Source organism: Microcoleus sp. Pol10D4 (genome assembly GCF_036701555.1).
Lineage (GTDB): Bacteria > Cyanobacteriota > Cyanobacteriia > Cyanobacteriales > Microcoleaceae > Microcoleus.
Map to the genome: position 1 here is coordinate 88,644 of NZ_JAUBRA010000003.1, position 17,197 is coordinate 105,840.

Annotated in this window: 16 protein-coding genes and 29 tRNA genes; 7 read left to right on the forward strand and 38 right to left on the reverse strand. The window is 46.0% G+C overall.

Features of this window, described 5'->3' with window-relative positions:
* Window positions 1–97: 97 nt before the first annotated feature.
* Entirely contained in the window at window positions 98–352 is a 255-nt protein-coding gene (locus tag QUA36_RS02810) for a DUF433 domain-containing protein (RefSeq protein WP_333455425.1), read from the forward strand.
* A gap of 303 nt (window positions 353–655) precedes the next feature.
* On the opposite strand, the gene QUA36_RS02815 is transcribed toward QUA36_RS02810, so the two are convergent.
* From QUA36_RS02815 to QUA36_RS02855, 9 genes are all read right to left on the reverse strand, one after another.
* Window positions 656–1,114 carry a DIP1984 family protein gene (locus tag QUA36_RS02815; protein ID WP_333455427.1) on the reverse strand — a complete coding sequence of 153 codons (459 nt, stop codon included), beginning with the start codon at window positions 1,112–1,114 and terminating at the stop codon, window positions 656–658.
* A 73-nt stretch (window positions 1,115–1,187) separates the two neighbouring features.
* Window positions 1,188–2,627, reverse strand: a complete 1,440-nt coding sequence (locus QUA36_RS02820; protein WP_333455429.1) for a hypothetical protein — start codon at window positions 2,625–2,627, stop codon at window positions 1,188–1,190.
* A 166-nt stretch (window positions 2,628–2,793) separates the two neighbouring features.
* Window positions 2,794–3,300 (reverse strand): hypothetical protein, encoded by a 507-nt coding sequence (locus QUA36_RS02825; RefSeq protein WP_333455431.1) that lies wholly within the window; start codon window positions 3,298–3,300, stop codon window positions 2,794–2,796.
* Window positions 3,301–3,430: 130 nt separating this feature from the next.
* A tRNA-Leu gene (locus tag QUA36_RS02830) sits at window positions 3,431–3,503 on the reverse strand.
* Window positions 3,504–3,713: 210 nt separating this feature from the next.
* A complete protein-coding gene (locus QUA36_RS02835) occupies window positions 3,714–3,914 on the reverse strand; it encodes a hypothetical protein (protein ID WP_333231866.1) in 201 nt (66 codons plus the stop codon).
* Window positions 3,915–4,037: 123 nt separating this feature from the next.
* A complete protein-coding gene (locus tag QUA36_RS02840) occupies window positions 4,038–4,238 on the reverse strand; it encodes a radical SAM protein (protein WP_333455433.1) in 201 nt (66 codons plus the stop codon).
* 427 nt (window positions 4,239–4,665) lie between these two features.
* Window positions 4,666–5,628, reverse strand: coding sequence for a GNAT family N-acetyltransferase (locus QUA36_RS02845; protein WP_333455435.1), 963 nt, complete (start codon window positions 5,626–5,628; stop codon window positions 4,666–4,668).
* 6 nt (window positions 5,629–5,634) lie between these two features.
* A complete protein-coding gene (locus QUA36_RS02850) occupies window positions 5,635–5,811 on the reverse strand; it encodes a hypothetical protein (protein WP_333455437.1) in 177 nt (58 codons plus the stop codon).
* A 52-nt stretch (window positions 5,812–5,863) separates the two neighbouring features.
* Window positions 5,864–5,937, reverse strand: a tRNA-Lys gene (locus tag QUA36_RS02855).
* A gap of 124 nt (window positions 5,938–6,061) precedes the next feature.
* Between QUA36_RS02855 and QUA36_RS02860 the strand changes: the two genes are divergently transcribed.
* From QUA36_RS02860 to QUA36_RS02875, 4 genes are all read left to right on the forward strand, one after another.
* The gene (locus tag QUA36_RS02860) at window positions 6,062–6,220 is read left to right on the forward strand and encodes a hypothetical protein (RefSeq protein ID WP_333455439.1); all 159 of its coding nucleotides are present in this window, start codon (window positions 6,062–6,064) and stop codon (window positions 6,218–6,220) included.
* Window positions 6,213–6,383, forward strand: a complete 171-nt coding sequence (locus QUA36_RS02865) for a hypothetical protein (RefSeq protein ID WP_332954368.1) — start codon at window positions 6,213–6,215, stop codon at window positions 6,381–6,383. Before QUA36_RS02860 ends, QUA36_RS02865 begins: the two co-directional genes overlap by 8 nt.
* Before the next feature lie 71 nt (window positions 6,384–6,454).
* A complete protein-coding gene (locus tag QUA36_RS02870) occupies window positions 6,455–6,685 on the forward strand; it encodes a hypothetical protein (protein ID WP_333455441.1) in 231 nt (76 codons plus the stop codon).
* Window positions 6,686–6,804: 119 nt separating this feature from the next.
* A complete protein-coding gene (locus QUA36_RS02875; protein WP_333455443.1) occupies window positions 6,805–7,089 on the forward strand; it encodes a hypothetical protein in 285 nt (94 codons plus the stop codon).
* A 139-nt stretch (window positions 7,090–7,228) separates the two neighbouring features.
* Here the strand turns inward: QUA36_RS02875 and QUA36_RS02880 are convergent.
* The 27 genes from QUA36_RS02880 to QUA36_RS03010 form a co-directional block, all read right to left on the reverse strand.
* A tRNA-Ser gene (locus tag QUA36_RS02880) sits at window positions 7,229–7,311 on the reverse strand.
* A 4-nt stretch (window positions 7,312–7,315) separates the two neighbouring features.
* Window positions 7,316–7,389, reverse strand: a tRNA-His gene (locus QUA36_RS02885).
* 5 nt (window positions 7,390–7,394) lie between these two features.
* Window positions 7,395–7,467: transfer RNA gene (locus tag QUA36_RS02890), tRNA-Ala, on the reverse strand.
* 75 nt (window positions 7,468–7,542) lie between these two features.
* Window positions 7,543–7,615: transfer RNA gene (locus QUA36_RS02895), tRNA-Ala, on the reverse strand.
* A gap of 54 nt (window positions 7,616–7,669) precedes the next feature.
* Window positions 7,670–7,746: transfer RNA gene (locus tag QUA36_RS02900), tRNA-Ala, on the reverse strand.
* 7 nt (window positions 7,747–7,753) lie between these two features.
* A tRNA-Arg gene (locus tag QUA36_RS02905) sits at window positions 7,754–7,827 on the reverse strand.
* A 334-nt stretch (window positions 7,828–8,161) separates the two neighbouring features.
* A tRNA-Arg gene (locus tag QUA36_RS02910) sits at window positions 8,162–8,234 on the reverse strand.
* 4 nt (window positions 8,235–8,238) lie between these two features.
* A tRNA-Val gene (locus QUA36_RS02915) sits at window positions 8,239–8,313 on the reverse strand.
* 136 nt (window positions 8,314–8,449) lie between these two features.
* A tRNA-Gly gene (locus QUA36_RS02920) sits at window positions 8,450–8,520 on the reverse strand.
* A 5-nt stretch (window positions 8,521–8,525) separates the two neighbouring features.
* Window positions 8,526–8,602: transfer RNA gene (locus tag QUA36_RS02925), tRNA-Thr, on the reverse strand.
* A 6-nt stretch (window positions 8,603–8,608) separates the two neighbouring features.
* Window positions 8,609–8,680 (reverse strand) — tRNA-Thr (locus tag QUA36_RS02930).
* Window positions 8,681–8,775: 95 nt separating this feature from the next.
* Window positions 8,776–8,849, reverse strand: a tRNA-Leu gene (locus tag QUA36_RS02935).
* Between the two features lie 131 nt (window positions 8,850–8,980).
* A tRNA-Pro gene (locus tag QUA36_RS02940) sits at window positions 8,981–9,053 on the reverse strand.
* A gap of 4 nt (window positions 9,054–9,057) precedes the next feature.
* Window positions 9,058–9,138 (reverse strand) — tRNA-Leu (locus QUA36_RS02945).
* Between the two features lie 23 nt (window positions 9,139–9,161).
* Window positions 9,162–9,238 (reverse strand) — tRNA-Leu (locus tag QUA36_RS02950).
* Window positions 9,239–9,267: 29 nt separating this feature from the next.
* Window positions 9,268–9,341 (reverse strand) — tRNA-Gln (locus QUA36_RS02955).
* Between the two features lie 94 nt (window positions 9,342–9,435).
* A tRNA-Asn gene (locus tag QUA36_RS02960) sits at window positions 9,436–9,510 on the reverse strand.
* A 6-nt stretch (window positions 9,511–9,516) separates the two neighbouring features.
* A tRNA-Phe gene (locus tag QUA36_RS02965) sits at window positions 9,517–9,589 on the reverse strand.
* Window positions 9,590–9,593: 4 nt separating this feature from the next.
* Window positions 9,594–9,680, reverse strand: a tRNA-Ser gene (locus tag QUA36_RS02970).
* Window positions 9,681–9,688: 8 nt separating this feature from the next.
* A tRNA-Tyr gene (locus QUA36_RS02975) sits at window positions 9,689–9,762 on the reverse strand.
* 34 nt (window positions 9,763–9,796) lie between these two features.
* Window positions 9,797–9,878 (reverse strand) — tRNA-Tyr (locus QUA36_RS02980).
* 13 nt (window positions 9,879–9,891) lie between these two features.
* Window positions 9,892–9,966, reverse strand: a tRNA-Lys gene (locus QUA36_RS02985).
* 5 nt (window positions 9,967–9,971) lie between these two features.
* Window positions 9,972–10,045, reverse strand: a tRNA-Glu gene (locus tag QUA36_RS02990).
* Between the two features lie 6 nt (window positions 10,046–10,051).
* Window positions 10,052–10,126 (reverse strand) — tRNA-Trp (locus tag QUA36_RS02995).
* Window positions 10,127–10,129: 3 nt separating this feature from the next.
* Window positions 10,130–10,204: transfer RNA gene (locus tag QUA36_RS03000), tRNA-Met, on the reverse strand.
* Between the two features lie 102 nt (window positions 10,205–10,306).
* Window positions 10,307–10,380, reverse strand: a tRNA-Cys gene (locus tag QUA36_RS03005).
* A gap of 80 nt (window positions 10,381–10,460) precedes the next feature.
* Window positions 10,461–10,534: transfer RNA gene (locus tag QUA36_RS03010), tRNA-Asp, on the reverse strand.
* Between the two features lie 496 nt (window positions 10,535–11,030).
* Between QUA36_RS03010 and QUA36_RS03015 the strand changes: the two genes are divergently transcribed.
* A complete protein-coding gene (locus tag QUA36_RS03015) occupies window positions 11,031–11,879 on the forward strand; it encodes a biotin--[acetyl-CoA-carboxylase] ligase (protein ID WP_333455445.1) in 849 nt (282 codons plus the stop codon).
* 240 nt (window positions 11,880–12,119) lie between these two features.
* Here QUA36_RS03015 and QUA36_RS03020 read toward each other — a convergent pair whose 3' ends face one another.
* Both QUA36_RS03020 and pdxA read right to left on the reverse strand, forming a co-directional pair.
* A complete protein-coding gene (locus QUA36_RS03020; protein WP_333455447.1) occupies window positions 12,120–15,731 on the reverse strand; it encodes an OmpA family protein in 3,612 nt (1,203 codons plus the stop codon).
* A gap of 120 nt (window positions 15,732–15,851) precedes the next feature.
* A complete protein-coding gene (gene pdxA, locus QUA36_RS03025; protein WP_333455449.1) occupies window positions 15,852–16,949 on the reverse strand; it encodes a 4-hydroxythreonine-4-phosphate dehydrogenase PdxA in 1,098 nt (365 codons plus the stop codon).
* Window positions 16,950–17,019: 70 nt separating this feature from the next.
* Between pdxA and petM the strand changes: the two genes are divergently transcribed.
* The gene (gene petM / locus QUA36_RS03030; RefSeq protein ID WP_172189541.1) at window positions 17,020–17,124 is read left to right on the forward strand and encodes a cytochrome b6-f complex subunit PetM; all 105 of its coding nucleotides are present in this window, start codon (window positions 17,020–17,022) and stop codon (window positions 17,122–17,124) included.
* Window positions 17,125–17,197 lie beyond the last annotated feature (73 nt).

The window sequence follows — 17,197 nt, forward strand, 5'->3', positions numbered from 1 at the left end:
TGGCACTGTTACAAAGTCAGTCAACGATCCCCGTGTTTCTACTGTGTCCAAATGCAGTATAATCGGCGGAATCTTCCCCAATCGTTTAAGTAAAACAATGGACTGGCGAAAGCTCATTAATGCAAACCCGAAAGCTTCAACAAGTCAACCAGCAGCGCCAGAAACTCGATTATCTGTAGAATTTTTGCTGGGGCTCTTTGCGGCAGGATGGACACAACAGCAAGTGTTAGAGAAATATCCCGCACTGACTTCGGAAAAGTTGCGCGCTGCTTTGGCTGGTGCGGATTCCCAGTTAGTCTCCTCCATCGCTAATCCAGAATTACAAGAAATTATCGCTCAAACTACAGAATAATTTAAAATAGGGAAAACGGTTTCGGTTGAGGATGAAAAAAATCGAAATTTTAACAGCCTCACAGCTTTCTGGAATTCCAAATATTTTTTGCAATTGAGCAAGAAATCCCTAACCCACCCTCACCAATATCAATAGACCAGCACGCGGTAGTAACTTTAACAATGCCCTGTACGTTTGTAACAATCAAGGCTTGATTTGTGATACGGGGTTTGAACCCGCTTGGTTATGGCCTCTCAACCGTACCGTCCAACTTAACCCTGTTGGGGGTTGTGCTCGCTTCTATTGCATTGGCTACCAACTTGCTCAATCGATAAGTTCAGTATTCCAGTTTGCTTGCTGTATTTTAGTATCTAACTCCCGATACTGTCTAGACATTCGATCGATTTGCGTTTGCACTTCACCAACGTCGATCGTACTAAAAAATTTGACTTCAGATCGAGTATAGCGGTCTTGCCTCAAAGCGCTTGCGTCAACTAAAGAATTGTAAATGCCGCGCTTAAGCGCGAGAGCATCTCTGTTAGCTAAAGCATCCGATAAAGTCACTCCATCTTCCAGAGTTGTCAGCGAATTAGTCTTGTTAATTTTCTTAATTAAGTCTTCCAGTTCTTGCACCCCTGCATCTAATTCGCTAATTAGTGCTTGGGGATTTTCTGGAGGTTCTTCTCCTTCCTGTACTTTAGCACTTCTTATCAATCTGGCTCGCAGTTGTTCCATTCTTTTTTGACAGTCAGCTCTTAAAATTAAAGCTTCAGCTAGTTTCATAGCGTCTTGTCCTTCCGATTTTGGTCAATTGTAACTATATAATAAGTAAGGTGCGGAGTACGCACCCTACATCTTATTTATCATCCCTCACAGGCAGCGACGTATCCATAATTTCCATCAACAATTCCAGCCGCGAAGGACGGCTCAACATCGGCACTAAATTCGGCAAGGAGTAGTAATCACCGGAAAACGTAAAGGTTTCCACCGATACTTGTTTGTCCTTTAAGTGCTTCTCAACATCTTCGCACCAATCACCAACTCGCACAATCAGAACATCAGGAATTACTCCCAAACTGCGGCAGTAATTCGGGTAAGAATCCACGAAGTAAGGTGAAGAGTTTTCGCCTTCATCTGTTACGAGGATAAATTGATCGACAACTTGCTTCTTAATTCGCATTGCTTCCACCGCGCAACCGCAACTTGTGCCACCGCCAGCGTGGATGTGCTTGAAAGCGCGTTCCCAGTCTGTCAATTCGCTGCCGTTTGCTTGCACTGGATACGGCATCGTGTCAAAGGCGTAGACAAACAGTGCAGCGTCGGAAATGCCGGAAATCAAGGCAGCTAGACGCTTACCGATTTCGATCGCACTTTCCATCGAACCAGACTTGTCAATCAACAAACCGGTTGCTTTCGCAATCTTGCCGCGCTTCTTCACCTGTTCGTTTGTCACCGCTTCCAGCTTCGCCGCCGTTGCTGCGTCGAAGTTTGTGCCCGCGCCCGCCACACTCGCTTTGTAAGCAGAAACCCGATCGCACTTTGCGGCTTCATCCAGCTTCGAGTCAATCAACTGCTTGACTTCCGCGTGATCCATCGCGCCCCGCGACTGAATCGATTTCAAATTGTTGATGACTTCCTGCGGCGACATCGAGTTAATCAGCGCAGCCAAAACCGTGGGCGTTAGCTGTCTGATCGCACCAACTGCGATCGTATACGGAATCTTGTACTCAACAATCAAATTCGCCTGTTCCGCAGGTGTCGCCGCCTTTGCTAACTGCTTCAAAACGAATGCCAGAGAGTCTTCCGGCGGATTGTCTTTAAACAGGATAGCATTAGCGCGATCGCTCGGCTTGACGTGCAGCGTTGCGTACAAATGCTTCATCGCCTTGCGGTTGCGGATGGCGGCGCGATCGAAAAACTGTGCATTCTTTTCCCGCGATTTCAGATAGCGAGTAACAGCAGTGCGCGCGCTGCGGGGCACCTTGTTCTGGTGCCGCTTCATAAAGTCCACAATCCGCGAAACCTCGTAGGGAGGGAACTCTTGCAGCATCATAAAACCGGCATCTCGGTGTTCCGTCAGCGCCGAAGTCAGCAAATTTCCGGCAAAAACTTCCTTGTGATCTCGCACGTCGCCGTGACGTTGATACCACACTGCTAAATGACCATAAAAAATGGGGTCTAATTCGATAATTAACTTGTGAATTTCTGCCACCTTTTCCAGTTGACGGTGAGGAGTTGTGAGCAGACTGTTGAGCATTTCCACACGTAAATCCCGTTCTGCTGCATTCATATTCATTGCTGTCACCTAATATTTTGCACCTATTCCCTTAGTCCGCCAGGGATTGAAATCCCTGGCTCAAAGATTAAGTCCTCTTAAGAGGACTGAAATGCGTGTTTAAAAATGTATTTTCTGTGATTAAAAACCAACAAAAACAAATAGCTAAAGTCCTCTTTAGAGGACTTTAGCTATTAGACAGGGATTGAAATCCCTGGCGGACTATTTCGGAGTCTAGTGACTTTAAATCAGGTTCAACCCAGCTAGTTCGAGCTTCCGAAGACATCAACCGATCGCGCGTGTAGTAGCGAAATGGTAAAGTGCGTGAAGCGGAGCTATCTTGTAGGGAATCGGCATATTTGGCAATCAAACCGTTAGCCAAATGTACGATCGAGCTATTTTGGCTTTCATCGGCGAGATATCGGCGAATAATTCGCACCCAAAACAGCGTTAGCGTTTCGTGATATCCACTGTTTTTTGTGGTTTCAATTCCTTGAACCGAGTTGTAACGTTTAATGCCATTGCGAATCGCATTTATCGCTTCTTGCTCCGAGTCATAACACAGATACCACAGGGCAACGGTTAAATGTGCTTTGTGCGTCCATTGACTTCGCGACAGGTTGCCTTCTTGGAAGGCATGAATGAGACTGTCTATCTCCTTGGCTGATCGGTAAATTGCCAGTCTTTTTCTCATGGCTAATACCCAATTTATTTTTGAGGACGGAAGTCTTCAATATAAACAGGATTACTTAATTATTATCCTGAATTAACAACAAGAGTTTATAGCGCCTAAACGGTCACTTCGCGCAAGTCAAGAAAGCCGTTGGCACATACGCAGGAGTTGAACCCGCGACCGTTTCTTTTTAAGAGAAATGCTCTACCAATGAGCTAGTATGTAGGCTTCCTTTGTTGGGGCGCGAAGTGGAACTTTTAAGCGCCGGATAGATATAAAAAATTCAGCTATAAAAGGCAGCGCACAAGTCAGAGAAGCTTTAGCCTCGCGGCAAGTAGGAATTGAACCTACAATTCGATTTTAAGTCGAACGTATCCAGTTTGTAAGCTTCTTTTGTTGGGGTGCGCTGCCTAATACGTGCTTTAAGTGAATTTCTAGCCGTAAACAGCTTCTGGGCGGACAATTAAATCGCCGCTGGGACGGCGATCCAGAACGTAAGACTCGAAGCGATCGCCTTTGACATCAAAATGATTTGCCAGACGTTCCTTAATAGCCTTGTCGCTCATTCCTGCCGTGATACCCAGTTGGTTTTCCGCCAGATCGTAGGAACGTCCTTCAAAACGAATGTGAACCATTACCGATACCTCCTAGAGCAATTTTGGATTTGGGATTAGTAGCTTATCTGCTCTCGACTTTGGCTTTTTGTGAGACTTAGCAAATTGCCAGTATCGGTAAAGATTCACGAAATCTGATAATCTTTACTGAAAGAAGCGCCGTTCTAAATGATAAGCTTGTTTGATTCTGCGGATTTTATCAGCCTTTTTGGTTGATTGAAATCTGGCTGAACTTGTCTGTTCTGAATCCGCATCAAATTCGTTGAAATTAGACTGATTTCGTACAATATCTGACTCGAACAGAGTCAGTTTGTAACCGAACAGTCTCGTATAAAGTAACAACATGACAATCGAGTCTATGTTACAAGACTTTCAAATTGATGTTCCTTGAAATTTTGAGCAATATTTAGTTGTCAAGGTTCAGAATTTGCACGAAAAATACAGGTTTTTGCTTGTCCTGCGCTTTCCATATTTATATACTACATTTGTGCTACACAGGTGTCAAGGGGGTAGCAAAAGTTTTTTAGATAAAACTTACACGAGTGGCGAGAAACCGGGTTTTTTCACGAAAATATTTCGTTGCTACCCGCATATCCGGTAAAAAACCGGGTTTCTTGGGTCGGAGTGCGTAAGTCCTGAGATATTGCACCATTCTCAATAAGCTTTTTATGAATAGGCAAGATGCCTGTTCCACAAAGAGTGAATTTTCTTGTGGAACAGGCATCTTGCCTGTTCGTGAGGATGGTGCAAGATGTGAGTAAGTCCCTATCAATTAAATATCCTTAACATAAGAAATGCTCTTGCGAATATTGTGAAAGCCTACTGATTCGTAAAGCCGCAGCGCACCGCAGGAATTTTCAGCATCGACGCCGAGAATAGCAGTCTCGACACCGGCAGCTTTGAGTCGATGCAAACCAGCCAGCAACATTGCTCGTCCCAATCCAATTTTGCGGAAGCCGCGCCGCGTACCGAGAACACAAATCCAGCCTTCGTTTCTGCCGGTGCGATCGTTTTCATCGGGGTTAATTTCGCAGTAGCAAAAAGCGGCAAAAGTGCCGTCTGCTGCAACAGCGATCGAATCTAGCTCGTTTCTATAATTGGGTAGAGTTGAATAGTAATTGGATTTCTCTACTGTAAAATCGTGGTGGTTCCAGTGGTCGATAAACGACTGGTTGAACATTTCTACCCAAGCTTCCGCATCCTGTTCGCAGGAGACTTGACGCAGCAAGAAACCTTCGGGAAATTGCGGTTCTGGGATTTGTTCACAGAGCGATCGCGCCATGCGGAAAAAATAGCGATCGGCCCTGAAACCGCAACTTGCGAGCACAGAAATGCGATCGCAATCCTCAGCGCGAGCCCAAGATCGCAGCTTCACGGGCGCGCTCCGCATCGTAGACACCTCGCGCATCCGCACTTCACCCCAGGCGATCGCGGCTGCTTCCACGTCGCCCGATCGCGCGTCGGGGCGGACCCGAAACGACAGCCAACCGTCAATTACTTCCCCAGGCTCAGAAACTGACAACTGAGCAAAACCGATTAATTTTCCCTCCGCATCTTCCCAAAGGCAGATATCGCGCGCTACATCTAGGGAAGGTTCGTTAAATTCTTGTTGTAGTTCCGAGATGGAAGTGCCTTCATCGAGCCGATCGACTTCTTCGCAAGTATTGATTAAATTGGCGATCGCATCTAAATCGCGATCGCCCGCATAGCAGCGCGCCGAGAGATTGGCCATCATAGCTAATCACCATTTCCTGTTGTTATTCAGTTTAAAAATAGCTTGGGCGATCGCACTTTTATCGATCGGATGAGCCGAGCGGTCGATCGGCATTAAAAATCCGACAACGCAAACACCCCGACGCATCGAACCGCTACAGCACTTGACTGCACTCGTGAGCGCCAAATGGGCGAAGAACGACATACTACAGACAGTTTAAAGCCTCAAAGCCTTGTGAATAGTAGGTTATTGGGGATGGGAGTAGAAGGACTTGAACCTTCGACCTTGAGATTAAGAGTCACCTGCTCTAACCAACTGAGCTATACTCCCGCATCTCGAATAGTATAACATACTATTTTAATTTTCGCATATTTCACCTTTTTTATTAAGTTGTTTGGTGACTGCGTGCTTCGGAATGTAACTCATAGATCCGATCGCTCCTTTGGTTAGAGATTTGCGCTCGACCTTTTTATTTGTTAGCGGACTGTTTCGCAGCAGCAGCCATTTTATCGCGCTGCGCCCGCATCCCTACAGACGATCGCAGCAAGGTGCGATCGGTACTCAAAAGGAGATAAGCTGGTGTCAACTAAATATGACTGCTGCTAATGCCTGAACAAGAGGAAGGTTCCAAAACCATAAAAGTTACAATGCCCAACCGAATCCATCAAAAGCTGAAGAAGCTGTCTGACGAGTCAGGAATATCCATGTCTAAACTGATGCTCCTGGCAACTATCAACGAATATAAGCTGATTGACGATAAACTTACCCCTGACTAGCCCCATTTAGTACCCTCTCTTTCCCCATTGTGCTATCCTTCAGGAAAATAGTCAACCCTGGAGGTGTGCTTGTGACCCAAGATGAACTCGAAGCCCTTGTCGATGAACTCGGCTTAGTGTCAGTCGTCAGCCTGCTGGCAAATATCTGCTACAACAAAGCCCGACAAACCTTGTGCCTGAAGGGACAAGGGGCTACTCCTTATACCGCTTGGAACAGCAACGGCTTCTTGCTGAAGCAGTTGATGACCAGACTGCGGCCGATCGGCAGCTACGATCGCGATTTAGACCTCAAGAACAACTGAGGTTCTGAGGTTCAACCCGTGCAAGTGCGTAAAGCATTGGTTTTAATCGGTTAACAGCCGAGTATGTATGCTTTAACTGTTAGGGCACGGGTTGAAACTCTTCGATTTGGACTTGAACCTTGAATGGAGAGGACGGGACTCGAACCCGCATCGATCGGCAGCAACTTTCAGGAAACGCGCTTCCTTACTACCCGCAAGCAGATGAGAACTGCCCCCATCTCGGACTGTTAATTCCTTTCAGTGCCTCCGCAACCCGCTGCCAGTTTGCATTTTCAGGGAACATCGCCAAGCAACTTTTTACCCTACTCAACAAACCCGATCGTCCTTTTGGGAGCCGCTTTTCCAAAGTTTTTACGGTGCCATTCCACTTAGGCGACCTCCCCATAATTTTGCTCGCTGTATGATAGTAAATCTCGTGAAAATAATTAACCCTCATCCTCCATAATTTATATAAAATCATAAGAAATCCACCGAGGAGGTACTGCCCCTCCTATCCCCGCGTTATCAGCACGGTGTCTCGCTTTTCGACTTCCGGTGGTTAAAAGGAAGATGAAGGAATCGAACCCTTACAGTTACCTGTACCCCAGTTTTCAAGACTGGTTGCCAACCATTTAGCGGCATCTTCCAAGGGGTGTCTGACGGGGATTGAACCCGCTATTACTGGTTCCACAAACCAGCGCCGCGACCGCTTTGGCTTCAGACACCGCAGTGGAATCAAGGAGAATCGAACTCCTAACCTCTTGCGTGCAAAGCAAGCGCTCTACCAATTGAGCTATGACCCCGGGTAAAAGATTCACCTGTCGAGTAAATCTAAAATCTAAAATCTAAAATCTAAAAGCGACTTCAGACACCACAAGTGGAGTCAAAAAGAATCGAACTCCTGGCCTCTTGCGTGCAAAGCAAGCGCTCTACCAATTGAGCTATGACCCCGCGTAAAAGATTCACCTGTGGAGTAAATCTAAAATCTAAAATCTAAAATTGGTGTGGTGGATTGCGATCGGATTTGAACCGATATCTTTCTAACAGCCAGTTAGATGCTTTACCAATTAAGCTACGAACCCCAGGGAGCAGGAGCGGTAGGACTCGAACCCACAACATTCGAGGTAGAAGCTCGACACTCTATCCAGTTGAGTTACACTCCCGTATTTTTTGTTGATTTGTGCGATTCCCTATGGGATAGCTGCGCTTCACGCACTTTCCGTGCAAGTTATCAGAGCATTGCGTTTTCTCAGTTACTAGAGGGACTCCGCCGATGAGTTACTACACACTCTTTAAAGGATGGCTACCTTTAAGCCAACCTGCCGGGTTCAATGCACTCCTCGTTCTCAAACGCCCGCTGAATTTGACAGCGTTACCTTTCCTCTCGTACTAAAGTATGTAGGCTCCAAAGATTGGGACACGCAAAGGGCGATCGCTCTTAATATAAAAAATTATCCATTCAATGGAATCAACCTCCTTAAATTAAAGTAAAAACAACGAGAGTGGCAGGACTTGAACCCACAACATCCGCGTCCGAAGCGCGGCGCTCTATCCATTGAGCTACACTCCCATATTGGTAGTCCTGACAGGATTTGAACCTGCAACATCTTGCTTGTAAGGCAAACGCTCTACCATCGAAGCTCAGGACTAGAAAAGCGGATGATGGGACTCGAACCCATGCGCTGAGAATGGCATACTCAGATGCTAGCCTTTACATCACACCCACAAACCGATTTTGGATTGGAAATTTGAGATTTGGGATTGAAAAAACCTCTCGTTTAGCCAAGCGGATAACGAGGCTCGAACTCGTGCCTAGAGTTTGGAAGACTCGAATGCTACCGTTACACCATATCCGCAATTGTGGGGCTGGTGATAGGAATTGAACCTACAACCGACTGATTACAAATCAGTTGCTCTGCCTAATTGAGCTACACCAGCACGCCAAGCAGATGGCGAGATTTGAACTCGCAAGAAAGCTTTACAAGAACCTCATGTTGCCCATTACATCACACCTGCATTTTTGGTGGCGGGGGCAGGAGTTGAACCTGCTATTAAGAGGCTTATGAGACCTCCAAGCCTACCCAGGCTACTTCACCCGCGATGTCACCAAATACCCCTGACTGGCATCGAACCAGCACTAACTAGATCCTAAATCTAGCGCCTCTACCGATTGGGCTACAGGGGCAAAACCGATTTGAGATTTGAGATTTGAGATTTGAGATTGAATAAAACCTCATACCCCTGACAGGCCTCGAACCTGCAAAAAACACTCGTTCTGAGCGAGTGATGTTTTCCAATTACATCACAGGGGTAAAGTCGGGATGGTTGGATTTGAACCAACGACTCCATGCTCCCAAAGCATGGCTTCTGGCCGCTGAATTACATCCCGTTCATGCTCCTAGTGAGACTCGAACTCACACTCAAAATAAAACAGATTTTAAGTCTGCCGCGTCTGCCAATTCCGCCACAGGAGCAAGTAGAAACTTAGTTAAAAATTTGGTACTCCTGGTGAGATTTGAACTCACACAACACAATTTTTGAAATTGCGGCCTCTGCCAATTGGGCTACAGGAGTGTAATTGATCTGCTTGGGTAATAGCAGAACTGGGAAGGCAGGGATCGAACCTGCATTTTGCCGCTTTCAAAGAGCGGTGCCATACCGATTAGGCGACTTCCCAATAATTGGGTGCCGGGGTAGGCTTTGAAACTACAGAAACTCCTATTTCAGAGATAGGCGACTTTAGCAATTTGTCTACCCGGCAATTAAAAAAATGGCTGCCCCAGTAGGACTCGAACCTACAACCTAGCGGTTAACAACCGCTTGCTCTACCATTGAGCTATAAGGCAACGCAATCCCCCAAGTCAGTATCGAACTGACGACCTCTTGTTCTTCAGACAAGCGCTCTACCAACTGAGCTATCGGGGGAAAACGGAGAAGGAGGGATTTGAACCCTCGACGGCTGTTAAACCGCTCTTTCTTAGCAGGAAAGCGCCTTAAGCCACTCGGCCACCTCTCCTCAGCGAGCGAGAACGGAGGGATTTGAACCCTCAATCTTCAGTTTTATTAACTGATATGTTATCCGGCTACACTACGTTCTCAAAATTGCAACTGCGGATTAAATGCAGTTACAAATGGGTCGGGCTGGAATTGAACCAGCAACGCTTTAAGCTACTGTTTTACAGACAGCTACCCACGCCAATAGGAGGGCCGACCCAAGATAGAAATTTTGGTAGGTCGTCGAGGAATTGAACCTCGATCCATCCGCTTAAAAGGCGGCTGCAAAACCATTCTGCCAACGACCCACGAGAAGTGCTGACGGGAGTTGAACCCGCAATCACTTGGGTGAAAACCAAGCGGCTTAAACCATTTGCCTACAGCACTATAAATTGGCACAGGAACTGAGATTTGAACTCAGAATGCTGGTTTTGGAGACCAGAGTGTTGCCAGTTACACCATCCCTGCTTTTGGTGGCAGCGGCGGGATTTGCACCCGCATTGACCAAGGTATGAACTTGGCGCTTTACGATTAAGCTACGCTGCAATTTCACTTTCGTTTCGTTCTTTTTCAAAGTTAAAAATTTCAATTAAAAGACTGTTAGTTTAATCTTTTAATTTCTAATTTTTAATTTCTGATAGGGAACAGAGGTTAGGGCGGGATTTGAACCCGCGAAAATCGGTTTTGCAGACCGACGCTTTGAGCCACTCAGCCACCTAACCTGGGAGTCCCGACGAGGTTTGCACTCGCAATCTTCACGCCAGAGGGGGAGACGGCTTGACTTTTGCCTACGGGACTTTGACGGGAGTAACGAGACTTGAACTCGCAACCTTTCGCTCGACAGGCGACTGCTCTGACCGGTTGAGCTATACCCCCGCGAAAATGAACAATATTGTGTCCTTGAATTACTCAAGTTGGGACGGGGTGGCGGTTGATTCCGCGTACTACAACCCGATCGGGCTATTGTTGCCGGAGTCTACACCGCCAATGTCCACAATTATGTGACACGATTAACTTCCTATTCTGTTTTCAAGGTTCATATTGCTCGTGGGGTAAGGCTTTGAAGCTCTTTCCCCTTCGCCATACATTTATACTACGTTGCGTATTACAAGACTGTCAAGGGGGTAATACAACTTTTTTTGAAATTGGGTTTTTTAAAGGGGTGTCGATCGCTCCAACCAACCCTATGAATCCCCCAAAATCCTTATAAATCAAGAGATTTGGTGGCTAAACAGATGTTGTGGCGTAAGGTAAATCTGATGCGGAAACTGTACTACACTCCAATTTCTCTGAATTCTCGCCGTCGCGCGAGGTGGCACTTCTGGAAAATGCGATAATCAGCTTTTAGATATCAAATACTACAAATCAAACGTTGTCTGAATTGCCCTTAACTCCCGTGCCCGCAAGCCCAGAACCCGATCGCCCAAACCTCCCTCACTGGCTACACTCGTTGGATACCTGTCCAAGTACCAACAGTTGGGCGATCGGCCGCGCGGCCGGGCTCCACCACGGAGATGCAGTATTTACCAAGCGACAAACCAGCGGGCGCGGCCAACACGGGCGCACCTGGCACGCCCCAAGCGGTGTCTTGACTGTTAGTTTTGTCCTCGAAAACCTCAACCCCACTCTGTTGCCAGGACTCAGTTTAGCAGCGGGTTTAGCTGTGATTTACGCGATCGAAGATTTGGTTCCCGACTGTCGCGATATGCTGCGCCTGAAATGGCCAAACGATGTCTGGATCGATCGCCACAAATTAGCCGGAATTCTCTGCGAAGCCACTTCCGGCAATGCTTTGGGCAAAACTCGCGCCGTTGTGGGAATTGGACTCAACCGCTGCGTAGATTTCGCGGCTGCGGGATTGGATGAAAGGGATCTCGGTAATGCGGTAAGCTTGCATTCTATTGCTAGTACAGTACCGGATGAACTGTGTTTGCTCGATCGACTGCGGCACTATTTACTCGAACTAGCCGATATGTTTTCTACCACAGACAAGCCAGCCTCCAAGTCCGGTTTAGCGCTACTTTTGCCGGAATTGCGCCGCCGCGATGCGTTGATTGGCTGCCCGGTGGCGATCGAACTTGCTTCGGAAACCATCTGCGGAGAAGCAGCGGGCATTGACGGATGCGGCCGCTTGTTAGTGTGTTTGGCGGGCGATCGAATACAAGCCTTTACCTCCGGGCGAGTTCGATTAATTCAAGAGGAAGAAGTCATTAGTCAGTAGTCAGTAGTCAGTAGTCAGTAGTCATTAGTCATATCCTGTCGATTACCCGCAATCAGGTAGGGGCGGGTTCACCAACAATACCTGCCAATAATTGACCATCTCAAAAACCCGCCCCGACCGGGATATTATGGTTAATCGATCGGACATGATATTAGTCAGTAGTCATTAGTCATTAGGGAAAATGCCCAATTAACAATTCCCAATTACCAATTACCAATTCCCAATTCCCAATTCCCAATTTTAATTGATCACCTCAAATACTACCAATCTGCTCAGCCACAGCGGTTGATTGGCCTCCACACCTTCGGGACGACCCTTAGTAGAAGCAACTTGTATTCTGTTGCCATTTATCCCTTGTCTAACCAAAATATTTTTCACATTTGTCGCCCTTTCCAGTGCCAACTTTTGATTTTCTACCGGAGTGCTTTTAAAATCGCTGTAGCCAACTATCCTTAAATTCTTCGTGCGATTTTTCTCCATATATTCCTTGACTTTGCTAAGCTTTTGTGCTACGTCTTTCGCCTGCAAACTTGCCGAACCTGCACCGAAATACACGCGAACTGGCATTATTATCTTTGGTGGCGGTGGAGTTCCTATTATCACTGTATTTGTTACAGACTTCACCCCCGGAATTTTCTCAAAAGCTTGAGTTATTTTCTGAGCATCTGGCACTTTGCTTACCCTGCCTGCAATGGCGACTTTTCCCTCTGCATAGCGAGCGGAGATATTAATGCTTTCTACTTTATTCAAAAGAGCTGCTGTCCGCTTGACATCGGCTTCGACTAAAACCGGATCTGGAGGTACTTCAACGGCTATAATTTTATTTTCAATTCTTGATTGGGGAGCCGCTTGCTGAGCGATTTTTTCCGCTTTCGATCGCAGATTTTGATTCGGCACTCGTCCCGAAATCTCCAATACTCTATCTTTAACATCAGCCACGAGGCGATAAACGGATAAATCGGGAGCAGATTGTAATGCTAAATTTGTATCTGCTTCTAAGCTCGCTGCAACTGAGCTGCGGTATTGATGAATTCCCCAAGGTAGGCCAATTAAACCTAACGCTGCCAAACCGATCGTGGGTAAAATTGGACGTTTACGAGATTTAACTTTTACCTCTGTATCGATTAATTTTTGCAATTTCGAGTTTATTTCGGGTGGCACAGTGGCTGGATCGCCGTTAAATGACTGAATTTGAACTCCGTATTCTTGAACAATATTGTTGAATATCGATCGCATTTTATACTTAAACCACTGGCGGGTTTCTCCTTGCATCACTACTGCCAGATAACACGAACCCGCAACTTCCAATACTATGGTAGATGTGCCGTATTCTATAGCATCAATCTCTGCAATATTTCCTGACTGAGATATACAATCGTTGACAAAAGCCCGAATAGCAGTCAGCATCCCCGCTACCATATCTGATTCTAGCTGTTCGCGTTCAGACTTCTGCACTGCTGAAATTACTAAGCCCGATCCTGCTTGAATTAAAAAGACAGCTTTCACACTCAGTGGTGTTGTTTCTTTCATCAGCAATTCTGCTTCAGAAATGCCCTGCAATTTGGCTTTGATTTTGCGACTAATTCCCTCTGGACTTAAAGCTGATTCTAGTTTTTCATTAATCTCCCCCATCATCTCGGCGATGTATTTTAAAATCGTGCTGCCGATGATGGGATAAAGTGCATCCGACATTGCTTCTCGCTTGAGATGAATTTGCTGTTTGATAGCAGCGGCCATTTCCGGCGCGATCGCCATTGCAATTTCATCCGGCGATTCACTCATTCTGTGGCTGATTCCCACAGTCAGAGCCGGCGATATGGCTACTCCCATCGATTGTCTGTTTTCTCTGGTTTTCGTATTAATTATTTCATCAATTATCGGACTTATGGTTTCGACAAATGATTGTCTCGACTCATTAATGGTTTGGAGCATCATTTCGGGAAACATGATTTTAATTCGGGCGAGTAATTCTTCCCGATCGCCTCCCCATTCCGCATCAGTAATTTTGCGATCGAGTTCCCCTACTTTATCGTTGAGTCTGTAATTATAACTTACAACTTCATCTAACAATGGTAAAATAGATTCGATGACCGACTTTTGTAGTTGGGCGTGATGGCTAACCATCAGCTCGTCAATCAAAGGTTTCAGTAAATCTGTAAACAAGTCTGTGGATTCATAAATTCGGTGTTCGATCGCCACAATCTGTTGTTCGATCTTCCCCAGTCTTTGATCGATCCTTTTATTCTGAATGATGGCATCTACAGCCGGGGCGATCGCAGATTCTATCTCTAGCTTTGCTTCCCCGATGTTTCGGGACAGCATTTCTACAATCACTGGCATTATTCTTGCCATCAACCCTTCTATCTCGGCTAAAACTTGCTGCTGAACTTCGACAATCTTAGTTTCATTATTTAATATTTGTGCTGCAATACCGCTGTTTTGAATAGCCGTGTTGACACCAGGTGCGATCGCCTCTCTCACCTCTAACTTTGTCTCCTCAATTTTCCGGTTCAGCGACTCAATCATTAACGGCATTAGCCTTGCCATTATATCTTCCGGCTGAGTTTTTTGCTGTCGTTGAAGATTATTTAGTCTACTTTCTACGTCGCTCAATTTGCCTTGAACTTCTCTTTGAAGAATTGCTGATTCTATCAAAGGTTGGATCGTCGCTGCTACTTGTAATTTTGATTCATCGATTTTCTGATTCAGCAAATCAGTTATTGCCGGCATTAGCATCGCCATTATCTCTTCAGGCTTCTGAGTTGGCGACTGTTGCGTAGCCAGTCGGCGTTCGATGATGCTCAATACTTTTTCTTCTATTTCTACCCAAGCTATTCTTACCTGTACTGAGGGGGCAACAGCTTCTACAACCTCTAATTTTAATTCACTAATTTTGCGGTTCAGTAAATCGCTAACTACTGGTACTAGCTGCTTGATTAAATCTTCCGGTTGCTGCTGGTAACGCTGCTGAATATTTGCAACTCTATCTTCAATTCTTACTACCTGTTCTTCAAGTCCGTTTTGATTGTGAATTACTTGATTGACTCTCGGTGCGATCGCCGAAGCTACCTCTAACTTAGACTCCTCTACCTTACGGTTTAGCAGATCTCCCACTACTGGCATCAGCCGTTGGATTAAGTGTTCTGTATTCGGCAGGGGTTGCTGGTTAAAGTTAGCAATTTGATTTTCCCAATCTGCTAATTTAGCCTCCAACTCGATGCGATTAATTTTATTATTGTTTGCGAGGTCGATCGCCTTTTTTAATTCAGACTTCAACTCCTCTAATTCTTCTCTCACCAACTCAGGAATTAACGGTTTCAGTAAAATCATCAACTCTTCTGGTTGAGACATCAGCTTCTCAAAATTTTCTAACCTTTGTTCCACGCTCAAAACATTACTGTAAAATTCCGGCAAATCCCTTTCAAACAGTAGTTGTTGCAACTGCTTAAACTGCTCAACTGCTTGTTCTAATTCTTCCTCCGACTGCCGATTATTTTTGGCTACCTTCCCGGCCATAGATAAATCGGGTTCCTCATTATTGTTTTCTCGTCTTTGAGATGGAATCTCTTCCTCGTTAGTTAATACTTCCGGTACAATACTCGGTGATTCGATCCGAAAAGATAATTGTTTGCGCCGATTTTCCTCATCCTCTAATCGCTGAACAGACTTTTCCGAAAGCGGTAATTTCAGTTCGCTTGGCTCTTTTTTGGATTTCTTCAATAACTGAAATTCAGTCAATATGGTTAGCAATTCCTGAAGTTGCTCTCCAGCCTTAGAACTTGCCAGAGTTGCATCAGAAACCTCTTTTTCTGACTGATATATTTTGCCTGAATTATCATTAAATGCTGCCATACTGCGCTACCAAAAGGTGATTTTAATCGACCGAATAAAATTGCCAGCTTGCTTGCCGCCTCACCCCAGCGAAAATCAATAGGAATGACACAATTTTTCCGAGTGTCTGGCGTACTAAAGCTATCGCCCTATTTTAACTGCTGTTCTGCGACTAGCCAACTGGGCCGCCAACTGCAATGCTGCCTTCATGCTGGAGGCATCTGCAATCCCTTGACCTACAATATCAAAAGCTGTGCCGTGATCGGGAGATGTGCGGACAAAAGGCAAGCCAATTGTAGTGTTGACTGCTTTATCGAAAGCCATCAATTTTACTGGAATCAACCCCTGGTCGTGGTACATTGCCAAGTAACCGTCGTGAGCTTCTGTGGCTAAACCGTACCAAACTTTAGCCGGTTTTACCCACAGGGTATCGGGGGGGACTGGCCCGTCTAACTGCACTTGAGGAAAGCGATCGCGCTGCGTTTCCAACCAAGGTATCATCCAGTCTTGCTCTTCATTTCCCAGTTTGCCATTTTCGCCGCTGTGAGGATTTAAGCCAGAAATCGCAATTTTCGGTCTTTCCAGCCCAAAATCTTCCCGCAAACAGTCTATCAGTAATTCTAGTTTTTCACTCAGTAATTCTGGACTCAAAGCATCGGGGACTTGACGGAGGGAAATATGTGTGGTAGCGAGTAAAGTTACCAGCGTCCAGCCACTGTGGGGAGATGTGGCGGCAAACAGCATTCCGAACCGCTGCGATTTTGCCCTTTCTGCGAGGAGTTCTGTTTGTCCGGGATAATTGTAACCGGCAGCCTGCCAGCAAGTTTTGGAAATCGGGCCGGTCACGATCGCGGAGAATTCGCCGGCGATGGTACGGGCGATCGCACTTTCCATGTAAGCAAAGCTAGCCGCCCCGCTAGCTGCACTCCCGACACCGGGGACTATTTCGCCCCACTTGCTGTCTGGTTCGATATCAATAATGTTTAATGTTTCGGGATTTGCCGCTTCTGCTGCGAGATTGCTCGATCGCAACATATCGTAAGTTTGCTGCAAAATTCTCTTAGATCCGAAAACCGTCACCATCAAAGCAGCAGCGGGATCTGCCAAGGCCTTGAGAATCACTTCCGGGCCAATTCCCGCCGGATCTCCCAGAGTTACAGCTAGTTTTGATTCCCGATCGAGACTCAAGGCAGTTTTCTCCAACAAAATATAGGAATTTCGGCACTGAAATTTTAGCATTCATGTACCTGGTTGCCCCAAATTATATTATCTTTATTTAATGCGATCGCCCAATTGGACTTATCAAATTATGAATCCTGAAATTTTCAATGCAGCCTTTTTGTCCTTTTCCCTAATTTTCGTGGGTATAGGTGGAGGCTTCCTCCTGCTCAAATTGCAAGGCGGCGAAGAATAAGTTTTTTCAACAAATCCTTCAGAAGCCTTATACCTTCTGCCTTCTAGAGTCTACTTGCTGCCGAAAGCAAGCC